This is a genomic window from Microbispora hainanensis (assembly GCF_006874475.1).
In the GTDB taxonomy this organism is placed as follows: domain Bacteria; phylum Actinomycetota; class Actinomycetes; order Streptosporangiales; family Streptosporangiaceae; genus Microbispora; species Microbispora hainanensis.
In genome coordinates, this window is sequence record NZ_VIRM01000032.1 from 1 (window position 1) to 13,104 (window position 13,104).

Here is a 13,104-nt window from a genome sequence, read left to right on the forward strand (position 1 = left end):
CCCAAGCCTTCAGCCACATCCACCTGATCCGCACCGCACAGGCGCTGACCCGCTACAGCGAGCAGCGGTAGGCGAGGCTCCTGGCGCACTCCCGGAACCCGAGCGACCGATACAGCCGCGCCGGCGGTGGCCAGGCGCGGTGCCGGCCGGCTCGATGCGGGCGGCCCGGTTGGCCTCGTCCAGCCAGACCAGGCAGAACGCCGCGGCGCTCCCGTCCGGCGCCTCGGCGATCCAGTCCAGGTCCGGCCGATAGGGCCAGGCCCGCCGGACCGCGTGGTAGCTCTCCTCGGTCACCCGCGACGGGTGGAACGCCGCCCGGTGCGCGGCGGCGCGTCGCGGGACGTCGGCGTCGCCCACCGTGCGCAGGCGGTATCCGGCGGGCGGGCGCGGGGCGGGCAGGCCGTCGTCCAGGTCCATGACCATGTGCAGGAAGAAGGGCCCGTCGCCGGCACGCCGATAGCCGTGCCGTTCGAGCGCCGGGAACAGGTGCGTCTCTGTGCTGGAGACCGTCACCGTCCGGACCTGCCCAGGTGCTGTCGCGGGTGCTGCCGCGGGTGCTGTCGCGAGCGTCGTCGCCGCGAACCAGCCCAGCACCTCGCCGGCCAGCGCGGGGTGCCGCGGGTCGGCCACCAGACCGAGGTGGCCGGAATCGGCCCATCCCCAGGCCGCGGTCGAATCACCGGCGTCCCAGAGCATGGTCGGCCACTCGTGCTCCCTGCCCGTGTGCTGGAAGCGTTCCCATGCCAGGTCGCCGACGTGCCAGGTCGCCCCGGGCGACCACAACCGGGCGGCGAGGTCCTGCATCGCCCGCAGGTCGTCCACCCGGGCGTACGGTCTGCGGTCGAAGCGCGCGGTCGTCATGCCGGCCAGTCTCACCCCGGCCGGCGTCCCCCCGCACGCGATTTTCGGGCGCGGCTACTGCCGGCCGGCGATGCGGGCGAGGAGCCGGGCGAACTCCGGCGGCGGCGCGACGACCAGCCGGGTCTGCCCGTCGTGACTGATGAGGTCGGCCTGGATGCGGGTCAGCTTGCCCCGGCGCCACCAGTACACGTGGGGGCTCAGCCCGTCGGCCCGGCCGGCGTGCTCCCGGTGGGCGAAGATGCGCAGGCGCTCGATCGCGCGGACCACCCCGATGCCGGCCACCGGGTGCACCGCCACCATGCCCCGGTGCGGCAGCACGGCGAGCATGCCGTCCTCGGGCACGTCCATGTACGCCGTCAGGCGGCGCAGGTGGGCCGCCGCGCTGGGCGCGGTCAGCAGCGACACCTCCGTGCCGGCGAGGTCGAGCCGCGACACGGTGGGCCGCTCGTCGGTCAGGGCGTTGCCGACGGCCACGTCGAGCGCCTCGGCTGGCGGGATGGGCCAGCAGAACGCCTCCTCCGGCCGCACCGGACGGGCGCCGATGGTCAGCACCTCGATCAGGTCGGCGCTGAGGTGGCGGCCGATGATCCGGGAGGGGTCGGGGAAGGCCGGATCGTCGGCGGCGTGGACCCGCGTGCGCAGCAGCGGCCTGATGGGCGTGAGGTTGCAGGCGTCGAATGGCTCGCCCGACACGGCGTGCGCGAGGTGCTCGGAGACCAGCATGGGCCAGTCCTCGCGGGCACGGCGAGCGGCCTCGCGGCGCAGGCCGACGAGGTTCACCGTCCGCTCACGCTCGGGCGAGGTCAGCGTCAGCGACGCGCCGTCGGCCGCGAACGTGCAGGTATGGCCCATGGTCTCGGCGACCAGGGCCAGCAGGGAATCGAGATCGACGTCCTCGACGGCTCTCGGGGCGGGATGGTCCGGCCGTGTCCGGCTGAGCAGTCGCCGCAAGAGTCCCAACGCACCATCCCTTCACCACCGCCCGGATGCCTCCGGGGCGGGTCTCAGGTTGCCGCGTCCGAGTCGCGGAACATGCCCGAGAGAGAATACGATTCGGTCACAATAGCCACATTTGACTCCAACCACACACTCATCTGTGGTGTGCCATGGCCCACAGTCAGTCCCGCGAGCACCGGCACATCCAGCGGGGCCAGGCGTTCGGCCAGCGTGGGAAGGGGGTCGCCGCACTCCACCCACGATCCCAGCACGATTCCCGCCGCGCCGTCGAGACACCCGGCCTGCAGCAGTTGCGTCACCATGCGGTCGATCCGGTACGGTTCCTCGGCGACGTCCTCCAGCAGCACGATGCGCCCCCGCGCGCGCATCGCGTACCGCGTGCCGCACAGGGCGGCGAGCAGGGCGAGGTTGCCTCCCGTGAGCCGGCCCTCGGCCCGGCCCGGCACGATCACCCGGTCGCCGATGATCGGCGCGGTCACGCCGCCCTCGAACAGCGCCTCCCGCAGGTGGGCGAGGGTGGCCGGCTCGGGACCCTCCGGGTCGCCGATCACCGTGGTCGCCGGCATCGGCCCGAACAGCGTCGCCAGGCCGAGCCGGTCGGCGAAGGCCCGGTGGAGCGCGGTGATGTCGCTCGACCCGAGCAGGATCTTCGGCCCGGCCGCCGCCATCGCGTCCCAGTCGAGCAGCCCGAGCAGCCGGGTGCTGCCATAGCCGCCCCTGGCGCAGATGACCGCCGCCACCCCGGGATCGCACCACGCGTCCTGGAGATCGGCCGCCCGTGCGGCGTCCGGCCCGGCCAGATAGCCCTCCCGCGCGAGGATCGACGCCCCGTGCACGACCCGCAGACCGAGCTCGGTCAGGACCTCGGTGCCGTGTTCGAGCAGCACGGGATCGACGGGACCGGCGGGCGCGACCAGTGCGACGGTGTCGCCGGGCCGCAGCCGCCGCGGCAGTGTCGGGACCGTTATCGAGGCGTCACCGCCCGCCCCGCCCGGGAAGCGCTCGCTCACCCTTCAAAGGGTGTCAGACTTAGCGGTATCTATGCGACCTCCGACGCACATCCTCGTGGTCAACGGTGTCAAGGTCCGCCGTCCGGTGTTCGTTGTCGCGGCGCCGCACTCCGGCGCCGACCTGCTGGGCCGCGCGCTCAAGCGCTCGCCCGGCTTCCACGTGACCATGGGCAGGGGCCCGGTGGCCCGGGTCGTCTACGCCTTCGCCAGGAGGCCGTCGATCGCCCGCAGCGGCGGCGCCCCGCAGGTGCTGCGCGACGTGCTGGCCGAGGCGTGGCAGGTGGTCCCGGCGGCGTGCGCGGAGTGCACGGCCTCCTGCCGGGAGGCGGGCGGCATCGTCGGCGCGGGGCCCTGCGTCGGGCCGGGCTCGCTGTCCCGGTTCGGCGACGCCGGCCCCGACCTGCTCTACAGCGCGCCGGTGCTGCTGCAGGCGTTCCCCGACGCCCGGCTCATTCAGATCATCCGCGACGGCCGTGACGTCGTCGCCGACATGCTCGCCGACCCCGCCTGCATGGCCTGGGTCAAGCCCCACATGCTGAGCGAGGACGCCGAGTTTCCCAATCCGTTCCTCGGCGTACGCTCGGCCGAGCACCGCGGGCGCTGGGCCGCGATGCCACCCGCGGGCAAGTGCGCCCTGCGCTGGCGCAGCGCCGTACGGCTGAGCGCCGCGCTGCGCCACGAGCTGCCCGCCGAGCACCTGCTCACCCTGCGGTACGAGGACATGGTGGCCGCACCGGGAGACGCGATCGACGCGGTGTCGTCCTTCCTGGAGGCCAAGGTCTCCACGATCGCGCTGTACGGCACGACGATCCCCCGGCCGGGAAGCTGGCGCAGGCGGCTGTCGGCCGACGACGCCGAGCTGGTGGAGAAGGTGGCCAGGGAGGAGCTCGCCCGCCTCGGCTACCGCTGAGCCGTCGTCTCCCGGCCGCCGTCGGTCTCCCGGCCGCCGCGCGTGTCAGGATCCGCTCTGGCCTGAGGCGGTGAACTGGGTGCGGTAGAGCTCGGCGTAGGCGCCGCCCCGCTCCAGCAGCTCCTCGTGCCGGCCGCGCTCGGCGACCCGGCCGTCCTCGATCACCAGGATCGTGTCGGCCTCGCGGATGGTCGACAGCCGGTGGGCGATCACCAGCGACGTCCTGCCGTGCAGCGCGGTCTTCAGCGCCTGCTGCACCGCGGCCTCGGACTCCGAGTCGAGGTGGGCGGTCGCCTCGTCCAGCACCACCACCCGCGGCGCCTTCAGCAGGAGCCGGGCCAGGGCGATGCGCTGCTTCTCCCCGCCCGAGAGCCGGTAGCCGCGGTCGCCGACGACCGTCTCCAGCTCCTCCGGCAGGTTCTTGACCAGGTCGGCGATCTGGGCGGCGCGCAGGGCCTCCCAGATCTCCTCGTCGGTCGCCTCGGGGCGGGCGTAGCGGAGGTTGTTGCCGATCGTGTCGTGGAACAGGTGGGCGTCCTGCATGACCACCCCCACCGTGTCCCTGATGCCGTCGAGGGTGGCGTCGCGGACGTCCACTCCGTTGATCCGCACGGCTCCCTCGTCCACGTCGTACAGCCGGGACACCAGCGAGGTGATGGTCGTCTTGCCCGCGCCCGAGTGGCCGACGAGCGCCACCAGCTCGCCCGGGTGCGCGGTGAACGACACGCCCTTGAGCACCTCCTGCGAGGGCCCGGTGTCCGGGCGGGCCACCGACTCCAGCGACGCCAGCGAGACATCGGAGGCGGCCGGGTAGCGGAAGCGGACGTCGTCGAACTCGATCGTGACCGGCCCCTCGGGGATCGGCCGCGCGTCCGGCCTCTCGGCGACCATCGGCTTCAGGTCGAGCACCTCGAAGACCCGGTCGAAGCTCACCAGCGCGGTCATCACGTCCACGTGGACGTTCGACAGGCTGGTCAGCGGGCCGTACAGGCGCATGAGCAGGGACGACTGGGCGACCAGGGTGCCGAGCGCGAACGCCCCGGAGATCGCCAGCATGCCGCCGAGACCGTAGACGAGCGCGGTCGCCAGCGCGGCGACCAGGCCGAGCGCGATGCGGAACACCGCGCCGTACATGGCGACGATCACGCCCACGTCGCGGACCCGGCCCGCGCGCTCGGCGAAGTGGGCCGCCTCGTCGTCCGGCCTGCCGTACAGCTTCGCGACCATGGCCCCGGCCACGTTGAACCGCTCGGTCATCACCGAGCTCATCTCGGCGTCGAGCTGCATCTGCTCCCGGGTCAGCGCGGACATCCGGCGGCCGACCCACTTGGCGGGGAAGATGAAGATCGGCAGCAGGACCAGCGCGACCAGCGTGACCTGCCACGACAGCACGAGCATGGTGCCGAGCACCATGACCAGGCTGATGACGTTCGACACCACCGACGACAGGGTGCTGGTGAGGGCCCGCTGCGCCCCGATGACGTCGGTGTTCAGCCGGGAGACCAGCGCGCCGGTCTGGGCGCGCATGAAGAACGCGACCGGCATGCGCTGCACGTGGTCGAAGACCTCGGTGCGCAGGTTGTAGATCAGGCCCTCGCCGATGCGCGCGGAATACCACCGCTGCACCAGGCCGAGCCCGGCGTCCAGCACCGCGAGCGCCCCGATCGCCACCGCGAGCCACACCACGACGTCGACCCGCTTGGGAGTGATGCCGTGATCGATGATCGACTTCATCAGCAGCGGGTTGGCGACCACGATGACCGCGTCGACCACGACCAGGGCGAGGAAACCGGCGATCTGGGCGCGGAACGGCCGGGCGTAGCCGGCGATGCGCCGGACGGTCCCCGGCGCGATCCGTTCCTTCGTCACGGAGTTATCTCGCCGTAACGACCGCATAACCTGAAGGCCGTAGCCGCCGTTCATCATCGACATATGCCGTACATCCTCCCAGCCCTGCAGCAGCGGGAGGACACCCCCGATTCCCCCGTCAGCTCGAAGCGAACAGCACGTACCGGTTCGCCCCGGACACCGACCCTAGTTCGTTTCGAACAGGCGCGCGCAGTTCGTTTCGAACAGAAGCGCGCAGTTCGCTTCGGACAGCACCCTCCAGCTCGATCCGAGCAGCGCCGCGCGGTTCGGCCGGACCAGCGTGCGCATCTGGGCCTGAACGGCAGCCTTCACCTCGGCCCGCGCAGGGCCCTTCGGCTCAGCCCGAGCAGCGTCCTTCAGCTCGTTCCGAACAGTGCCCCTCAGTTCGTTCCGAACAGTGCCCCTCAGTTCGTTCCGAACAGTGCCCGGATGCGCGCCACCTGCTCGATCCGCTCGGCGGCGGCCTGCTCCTCCAGCGTGCGTCCCGGCGCGGCCTGCAGCAGCCTCTTGGTGGCGATCGCGGCGGCGCGGTCGGTCGCGAGCAGCGCGGCGGCCAGGTCCTGTACGGCCTGGGCCAGCTCGGACGTGGGCACCGCGATCTCGGCCAGGCCGAGCCGTACGGCTTCGGCGGCCCCCACGGTGCGCGCGGTCAGGCACATCTCGATGGCCCGCGGCACCCCCACGATGTCGGCCAGGGGCTTGGTCCCGGTCAGGTCGGGAACCAGCCCCAGCGCGGGCTCCTTCATGCAGAACTTCACGTCGTCGGCGACGACACGCAGATCGCACGCGAGTGCGAGCTGGAAGCCCGCCCCGATCGCATGCCCCTGCACGGCCGCGATCGACACGATCTCCGGCCTGCGCAGCCACAGAAAACCCTTCTGTGCCTCCGCGATCCGCTGCTCGAACTCGGAGTCGCCGAGCGCCGCGGCGCTCGTGAACGATTCCTGCCCGGGAACCCCCTCGGGTGTGAACATGCGCAGGTCGATTCCGGCTGAGAAGGACGGCCCCTCGCCTCTGACCACGACCACTCTCACCTGCTCCGGAAGGGTCTCCCCTATCCGGGCCAGGGCCGACCATGTCGCGAACGTCTGTGCGTTGCGCTTGTCCGGCCGGTCCAAAGTGACGGTCGCGATCTCGCCGTCCACCTCGAAGCGCAGTCCGACCTCGGCCGGCGCGGCCGCCGAGATCGTCGACACATCGGAGCCTTCGCCCGTCCCAGGGGCGTGCTCCAGATTCCCCCCCATTGCCGCTTCCGCCATGCTCTGCTCCTGCGTCCGGTGCGGAGCGACGTCGCCTCGCACGGCCGGTCCGGTGCGGCGCACCGTCCGTGCCGGGCGTCCGCCCTCCTGTTCATCCCGCGGTCGCGCCCGAGCTTACCGAATATCGTTCTGGCGAGTCGGACGCGACCGCTCCTCCAGCAGGAACGAGCGGCTGCGGTCGCGCGTCTTGAGGTGGATCTCTAGCGCTTGGACTTGCCCCGGGTCGCGCCGCCGCGCCCGCGCAGAGTCACCCCGGACTCGCTGAGGATGCGGTGGATGAACCCGTACGACCGGCCGGTGGAAGCAGCCAGAGCGCGGATGCTCTCACCCGCGGAATAGCGCTTCTTGAGATCGGCGGCCAGCTTTTCCCGGTCGGCCCCGGTCACCCGGGTGCCCTTCTTCAGAGTCTCGGCCACGAGTACCTCCTGTAGTGCCAGACTTCCGCAGCGTTACTTCAGCCCATGATCAGTCATTTCGGCGGGATCGGCTACCTACTCCGCGGGAAAAGATCCCTACCCGCTCAAATTAAGATCAGGCAAGCGCCACAAGATCGGAAAATTCGTCGCTCCATGCGTCTTCTACTCCGTCTGGCAACAGAATCACCCTATCCGGCTTCAGCGCCTCGACCGCCCCCTCGTCGTGCGTGACCAGCACAATCGCGCCGGTGTAGGAGCCGAGGGCGGCCAGGACCTGGTCGCGGGAGGCCGGATCGAGGTTGTTGGTGGGCTCGTCGAGCAGCAGGACGTTGGCGCTCGACAGCACCAGCGTCGCGAGGGCGAGACGGGTCTTCTCGCCGCCGGACAGGACCCCGGCGGGCTTGTCCACGTCGTCTCCGGTGAACAGGAACGACCCCAGCACCTTGCGCAGGTCGACGTCGGCCAGGTCGGGCCCGGCCGACCGCATGTTCTCCAGGACCGTGCGCTCGGGATCGAGCGTCTCGTGCTCCTGCGCGTAGTAGCCGAGCTTGAGCCCGTGGCCCGGCAGGACCTCGCCCGTGTCGGGCTTCTCGATGCCCGCGAACAGGCGCAACAGGGTCGTCTTGCCCGCGCCGTTCAGGCCCAGGATGACAATCCGCGAGCCCCGGTCGACCGCGGCGTCGACGTCGGTGAACACCTCCAGCGAGCCGTACGACTTGGACAGGCCGCGGGCGGTCAGCGGGGTCTTCCCGCAGGGCGCGGGGTCGGGGAAGCGCAGCTTGGCGACGCGGTCGGAGCGCCGCTCGCCCTCCACGCCGGACAGCAGCCGCCGGGCGCGCCGCTCCATGTCCTGGGCCGCCTTGGCCTTGGTGGCCTTCGCCCGCATGCGGTCGGCCTGGGACAGCAGCGCGGACGCCTGCCGCTCGGCGTTGGCCCGCTCGCGCTTGCGCCGCTTCTCGTCGGTCTCCCGCTGGGCGAGATAGGCCTTCCAGCCGACGTTGTAGGTGTCGATCACGCAGCGGTTGGCGTCGAGATGGAGCACCCGGTTTACCGTCGCATCAAGAAGGTTCACGTCATGGCTGATGATCACCAAGCCGCCCTGGTGCGAGCGCAAAAAATCACGAAGCCAGCCGATCGAGTCCGCATCGAGGTGGTTTGTCGGCTCGTCAAGCAGGAGAGTCTCCGCTCCGGAGAACAGAATCCGGGCCAGCTCCACCCGCCGTCGCTGGCCGCCGGACAGGGTCTCCAGCGGCTGGCCGAGGACGCGGTCGGGCAGCCCGAGGCTCGACGCGATCGAGGCCGCCTCGGACTCCGCCGCGTAACCGCCGAGGACGTGCAGGCGGTCCTCCAGGCGGCCGTAGGCACGCACCGCGCGGTCGCGCACGCGCTGGTCGTCGGCCGCCATCCCGGCCTCGGCCTCGCGCAGCTCGCGGAGCACGTCGTCGAGGCCGCGGGCCGACAGGATGCGGTCGCGCGCCAGCACGCTCAGGTCGCCGGTGCGGGGGTCCTGCGGCAGGTAGCCGACGCTGCCGGAGATCGTGACCGTGCCCGCGGCGGGCAGCCCCTCCCCCGCCAGGACCTTGGTGAGGGTGGTCTTGCCGGCGCCGTTGCGGCCGACCAGGCCGATCTTGTCGCCCGGGTTCACCCGGAACGAGGCGCCCTCGATGAGGAGGCGCGAGCCCGCGCGAAGTTCGATGTCGGTTGCGATGATCATGATTAAGGGGACACTCCCGTAGGTGATGAGGTCGGGGATCGGCACCGGGAGCGATCAATCGGGAGTGCGCATGGGCTCAAGTGTAGTGCCGCCCTGTCCACCATCGCCTGCGCGGAAACCCCGCCCGTGTCCCCTTCGTCGCACAGGCGGTCAGGGGTCGAGCAGGCGGATCCGCACGGCGCGGAACAGCGCGGGGGCGCCCTCCAGAACCGGCATCCGGGGGTCGGGCACGGCGAGGAAGGGGCCGGACTCCAGCGCGAACACCGGCGCGAGACGGCGGTCGCGCCTGAGCTCGTCGATCGAGCGCCGGTCTCCGCCGAGCACGACGGCCTCCAGGTCCGGGAGCCTCGGCAGGAGCACCCGGGCGGCCACGTCGGCGGCGGCCCGCAGCGCCTCGGCCGACTGCTTGTCCCTGCGCCGGGCGAAGCGCTGCTGCGACCACCCGCCCGCCGCGCTGCGCCCGTGGACCTGACGCGAGCCGACCTTGCCCGTGACGAGGCGGGCGCCGGTGAAGACGCCTGCGGCGTGCCCGCCGAGCCGGGCCAGCAGCACGCCGACGGTCCGCTCCCGGCACACGTGGGACACCAGCGCCGCCGCGGCCGGGGGAAGCCGGAACCCGCCCTCGTGCGCGCCGTCGCGCCCGTCGCCGTCGCTCTGGTGCCCACCGTCGCCGTCGCCCCCGCGGTCGCTGTCTCCCACTCCGCCGCGGTGGCCGGCGCGGGAGGGGCGCAGCGGCGGGAACGGCACCTGGCACTCGGCCACCGCTCCGTCGGCGGCGTCGAGACGGACCACGTCAGGCAGGACGACGGCCTCGATCGCGCCGTGCCGCTCGGCGAAACGCGCGATCCATCCGGCGAGCCGCTCGGGGGCGACCGAGATCCGTCTGCCGCCTCCCGCGGCGGGCCCTGCCGTCATGGCTGATCAGCCTAGCCGTGCACCCGTCTGTAGGCTTCCGCCCAACTGACCGGGAAATGTGGGTGAACTTCGTCCCGCGAACGGCATCGCCGGGCGATTTCTGTCCCAGAATTCAATCGTGTCGCTCCCCGTCTCCCCGGCGGCGCCGCTCGCCGCGACCCCGCAACGCGTCCCGGCGCCCGGCGCGGCTCCGGCGACCCCCTTCCCGCCCGCCGGCGGGCGGGACCATCCCCCGTCGGACACCGCGACGGGCACCGCGACGGACGCCGGGTGGGAGCAGGGCCCGGCCGTCCCGCTCTTCCTCCCGGTGGTCGACCTCGGCACCGGCGGCGCCGTGGCCGTCGAGGTGATCACCGAGGGCGCGTCCTCCGCCGGACCGGGCATGGGGACCACGGTGAACGGCCTGCTGGCCGCCGCCCGCGAGGAGGCCCTGCTGCCGCTGGTCCTGCCGATCTCCGCCGCCGCCGTGGCCGGCGGTCCGGCCGGCCTCGCGCCGCTGCACGAGGCCATGCGCGTGTCCAACCGGCGTCCCCGCGAGGTCATCCTCGTTATCGAGGGCGACACCGCGTACGTGCAGCGCACCGCCCTGCTGTCCGGGATCGAGGGGCTGCGCGCGATGGGCTATCTCATCGCGTTCGGCGCCATCGGCACCGCCCCGCTGCCGCTCGACCTGCTCGCCGACGCCTCGCCGTACATGATCGCGCTGTCCCCCGGCATGGTGGCACGAGGGCCGCGCGACCCCCGGCACGGCGCGCTCGCGGAGTCGCTGGTGCGGCTCGCACGCGGCGTCGGCGCCCACGTGCTCGCCCCGGGCCTGCGGGACGAGGCGCAACTGGCGGCGGTGCGCGGCTGGGGGATCCGGCTCGCGCAGGGTCCTCTGCTCGCGCCGTCCGGCTGGCGGCCCTCCCACGGGTACAACCGCGTCCACGTGCCGCTGCCGGTGCCGGAGGCGGCCCCCTCCACCGCGTCGCTGGGCCCCCGGGTGCAGGAGCTCCTGCTTCCCGCGGTGACGCTGCCGGCCGAGTCGACGGCCGAGGAGGTGGTCGCCGTGCTGAGCGCCGAACCCTCGATCACGAGCGTGATCCTGGTGGACGAATACCAGCGGCCGCAGGGCAGCATCGACCGCAGCCGGTTCCTGCTCTTCATGGCCGGGGCGTACGGCCACGCGCTGCACGCGAAGAAGCCGGCCGGCCGCCTGGCGGACGCGGCGAAGATCGTGGCGAAGACGACCCCGGTGATCGCGGCCATGCAGGTGGCGGGGCGGGACAACGCCCGCGTGTACGACGACCTGGTGGTGGTCGACGAGGTCGGCAGGTGCCTGGGCGTGGTGCGGGTCGGCGACCTGCTGCGGCACGCCGCCGACCTCCAGTCGCAGCAGGACCGCTGAGCGCGGTCAGAGCCAGCCCTGCGCCTGGGCCTTCTGGACGGCCTCGATCCGGTTGCGCGCTCCGGTCTTCTGGATGGCCGCCGACAGGTAGTTGCGCACCGTGCCCTCCGACAGGTGCAGCCGCAGCGCGATGTCGTTGATCGTCGAGCCGTCCGCGGCGGCGGACAGCACGTCGCGCTCGCGCGGCGACAGGGGGTTCGGCCCGGCGCTGAGCGCGGCGGCGGCCAGCCCCGGATCGATCACGCGCTCGCCCCGCAGCACCCGCCTGATCGCGGCGGCCAGTTCGCTCGCGGGGCTGTCCTTCACCAGGAAGGCCACCGCTCCGGCCTCCATCGCGCGGCGCAGGTAGCCGGGCCTGCCGAAGGTCGTGAGGATCACCACCCGGCATCCGGGGACCCGGCGGCGCAGCTCCTCGGCGGCGGAGATCCCGTCCCTGCCGGGCATCTCGATGTCGAGCAGCGCGATGTCCGGCCTGGTCGCCTCGGCGACGGCGATCACCTCCTCGCCGTCCGCCGCCTCTCCGACCACCTCGATGTCGGGCTCCAGGCCGAGCAGGGAGGCGAGCGCCCCCCGCACCATGCTCTGGTCCTCCGCCAGCACGACCCTGATCACTCGCCCAACCTATCCGCGATCATCTCCGGCGTACGGTCCAGGGGCGGCGGAACCGCCACCCGCACCCGGAACCCCCGCTTGCCACCTTCGACCTGCAGGCTCCCGCCCGCCGCGTGCACCCGCTCGCCGAGCCCGGTGAGGCCGTTGCCCGGCTCGTACGCGCCGCCGCCGTTGTCGGCGATCTCCAGCACCGCGCCCTCCTCGTCGTACGACACGTCGATCTCGCAGCGGGTGGCCCCGGAATGCCGTACGACGTTGATGGTGGCCTCGCGTACGGCCCAGGCGAACAGGCCGTCGAGGTCCTCGGGCAGCGGGGTGCCGCAGGTGCGCACCGTGAGGGCGACGCCGGCGACTCCCAGCGAGGACCTGGCGCCGTCGATCTCCTCCGACAGCCGGCGCCGGCGATATCCGCTGACGGCCTCGCGCACCTGGGCCAGCGCCTGCCGCGCCACCGACTCGATGTCCGCCACCTCCCCGGCGGCCTTCGGCGAGCCCTGCTCCCCCAGGCGGCGGGCCAGCTCGCTCTTGAGGACGATGAGCGAGAGGCTGTGTCCCAGCAGGTCGTGCAGGTCCCGGGCGATCCGCAGCCGCTCCTCCGTGGCGGCCAGCCTGGCGACCTCGCTCTGCGCCTGTTTGAGCTGGACGACGAGGACGCGGGTGTTGCGGACGCTCACGAACAGCACGCCGAGCGTGATGATCTGCAGCACGAGCGCCCACACCGTGCCGTCGTCGGCGCCCATGATCTTGCCTTCGGCGACGACGAGCCCGGCCATGGCCGCGATCCCCAGCAGGGCGCGGCGTGGTGGCAGGCCCATCGCGAAGACGACCACCAGGTAGACCGCCAGGGTCAGCCAGGAAGGGCTCCGGAAGATCAACGGGAAGACGGCCGCCATCACCGTCGCGACGCCGAGCAGGGGGAACATCCACCGGGGGCGGTGGTCGAAATCACGCGGCGCCAGCACGACCGCAAGGTAGACGGCCACGAAGACCGCGAGTGCGCCCATCCACCAGACCGCCCGCGCGCCGCTCACCGTGCCGTTGGTCACCTCGGACACCGGGTAGAAGACGTAGATCAGGCCCATCGACATGCCCATCAGGCGCCTCAGGCGGGAGGGACGCTCGTCGATCCCGCCGAAGGTGAACACGTTGGCCAGCCGGATCATCCCGCTGTCCCTCCGAAGCATGGTGGAGTCA

Annotated in this window: 13 protein-coding genes; 2 read left to right on the forward strand and 11 right to left on the reverse strand. The window is 72.4% G+C overall.

The window, feature by feature from the left end:
- Nucleotides 1–9: 9 nt before the first annotated feature.
- Genes FLX08_RS24105 through FLX08_RS24115 form a run of 3 tightly spaced genes read right to left on the reverse strand, consistent with a single transcriptional unit; the run spans nt 10 to nt 2,828 of the window.
- A complete protein-coding gene (locus tag FLX08_RS24105) occupies nt 10–861 on the reverse strand; it encodes a GNAT family N-acetyltransferase (RefSeq protein ID WP_142621600.1) in 852 nt (283 codons plus the stop codon).
- Nucleotides 862–915: 54 nt separating this feature from the next.
- Nucleotides 916–1,821: a hypothetical protein gene (locus FLX08_RS24110; RefSeq protein ID WP_244312854.1), complete on the reverse strand. Its 906-nt coding sequence runs from the start codon at nt 1,819–1,821 to the stop codon at nt 916–918.
- A 44-nt stretch (nt 1,822–1,865) separates the two neighbouring features.
- Nucleotides 1,866–2,828: a S66 peptidase family protein gene (locus FLX08_RS24115; RefSeq protein ID WP_208761626.1), complete on the reverse strand. Its 963-nt coding sequence runs from the start codon at nt 2,826–2,828 to the stop codon at nt 1,866–1,868.
- Between the two features lie 31 nt (nt 2,829–2,859).
- On the opposite strand from FLX08_RS24115, the gene FLX08_RS24120 reads away from it, so the two are divergent.
- Nucleotides 2,860–3,738: a sulfotransferase family protein gene (locus tag FLX08_RS24120; RefSeq protein WP_142621602.1), complete on the forward strand. Its 879-nt coding sequence runs from the start codon at nt 2,860–2,862 to the stop codon at nt 3,736–3,738.
- Between the two features lie 45 nt (nt 3,739–3,783).
- Here FLX08_RS24120 and FLX08_RS24125 read toward each other — a convergent pair whose 3' ends face one another.
- From FLX08_RS24125 to FLX08_RS24145, 6 genes are all read right to left on the reverse strand, one after another.
- On the reverse strand, nt 3,784–5,670 hold the full coding sequence (locus FLX08_RS24125) for an ABC transporter ATP-binding protein (protein WP_142621604.1): 1,887 nt from the start codon (nt 5,668–5,670) through the stop codon (nt 3,784–3,786).
- A gap of 102 nt (nt 5,671–5,772) precedes the next feature.
- Nucleotides 5,773–5,895 (reverse strand): hypothetical protein, encoded by a 123-nt coding sequence (locus FLX08_RS42990; RefSeq protein WP_280117128.1) that lies wholly within the window; start codon nt 5,893–5,895, stop codon nt 5,773–5,775.
- 116 nt (nt 5,896–6,011) lie between these two features.
- Nucleotides 6,012–6,866 (reverse strand): enoyl-CoA hydratase/isomerase family protein, encoded by an 855-nt coding sequence (locus FLX08_RS24130; protein WP_142621606.1) that lies wholly within the window; start codon nt 6,864–6,866, stop codon nt 6,012–6,014.
- A 200-nt stretch (nt 6,867–7,066) separates the two neighbouring features.
- Nucleotides 7,067–7,282, reverse strand: coding sequence for a helix-turn-helix domain-containing protein (locus tag FLX08_RS24135; protein ID WP_030507271.1), 216 nt, complete (start codon nt 7,280–7,282; stop codon nt 7,067–7,069).
- 115 nt (nt 7,283–7,397) lie between these two features.
- The gene (locus FLX08_RS24140) at nt 7,398–8,996 is read right to left on the reverse strand and encodes an ABC-F family ATP-binding cassette domain-containing protein (RefSeq protein ID WP_142621608.1); all 1,599 of its coding nucleotides are present in this window, start codon (nt 8,994–8,996) and stop codon (nt 7,398–7,400) included.
- Between the two features lie 150 nt (nt 8,997–9,146).
- Nucleotides 9,147–9,911 (reverse strand): acVLRF1 family peptidyl-tRNA hydrolase, encoded by a 765-nt coding sequence (locus FLX08_RS24145; RefSeq protein WP_167530554.1) that lies wholly within the window; start codon nt 9,909–9,911, stop codon nt 9,147–9,149.
- 118 nt (nt 9,912–10,029) lie between these two features.
- Here FLX08_RS24145 and FLX08_RS24150 point away from each other — a divergent pair, with 118 nt between their 5' ends.
- Nucleotides 10,030–11,298: an EAL domain-containing protein gene (locus tag FLX08_RS24150; protein ID WP_244312855.1), complete on the forward strand. Its 1,269-nt coding sequence runs from the start codon at nt 10,030–10,032 to the stop codon at nt 11,296–11,298.
- 6 nt (nt 11,299–11,304) lie between these two features.
- On the opposite strand, the gene FLX08_RS24155 is transcribed toward FLX08_RS24150, so the two are convergent.
- On the reverse strand, nt 11,305–11,910 hold the full coding sequence (locus FLX08_RS24155; RefSeq protein ID WP_142621610.1) for a response regulator transcription factor: 606 nt from the start codon (nt 11,908–11,910) through the stop codon (nt 11,305–11,307).
- A complete protein-coding gene (locus FLX08_RS24160) occupies nt 11,907–13,073 on the reverse strand; it encodes a sensor histidine kinase (protein WP_167530555.1) in 1,167 nt (388 codons plus the stop codon). The genes FLX08_RS24155 and FLX08_RS24160 overlap by 4 nt, the downstream gene beginning before the upstream one ends.
- Nucleotides 13,074–13,104 lie beyond the last annotated feature (31 nt).

What these genes read in the sequence shown, in the direction of transcription:
- FLX08_RS24105 (WP_142621600.1), bottom strand. Translation starts at nt 861, where the DNA reads ATGACGACCGCGCGCTTCGACCGCAGACCGTACGCCCGGGTGGACGAC.
- FLX08_RS24120 (WP_142621602.1), top strand. Translation starts at nt 2,860, where the DNA reads ATGCGACCTCCGACGCACATCCTCGTGGTCAACGGTGTCAAGGTCCGC.
- FLX08_RS24125 (WP_142621604.1), bottom strand. Translation starts at nt 5,670, where the DNA reads ATGTCGATGATGAACGGCGGCTACGGCCTTCAGGTTATGCGGTCGTTA.
- FLX08_RS42990 (WP_280117128.1), bottom strand. Translation starts at nt 5,895, where the DNA reads ATGCGCACGCTGGTCCGGCCGAACCGCGCGGCGCTGCTCGGATCGAGC.
- FLX08_RS24130 (WP_142621606.1), bottom strand. Translation starts at nt 6,866, where the DNA reads ATGGCGGAAGCGGCAATGGGGGGGAATCTGGAGCACGCCCCTGGGACG.
- FLX08_RS24140 (WP_142621608.1), bottom strand. Translation starts at nt 8,996, where the DNA reads ATGATCATCGCAACCGACATCGAACTTCGCGCGGGCTCGCGCCTCCTC.
- FLX08_RS24145 (WP_167530554.1), bottom strand. Translation starts at nt 9,911, where the DNA reads ATGACGGCAGGGCCCGCCGCGGGAGGCGGCAGACGGATCTCGGTCGCC.
- FLX08_RS24160 (WP_167530555.1), bottom strand. Translation starts at nt 13,073, where the DNA reads ATGATCCGGCTGGCCAACGTGTTCACCTTCGGCGGGATCGACGAGCGT.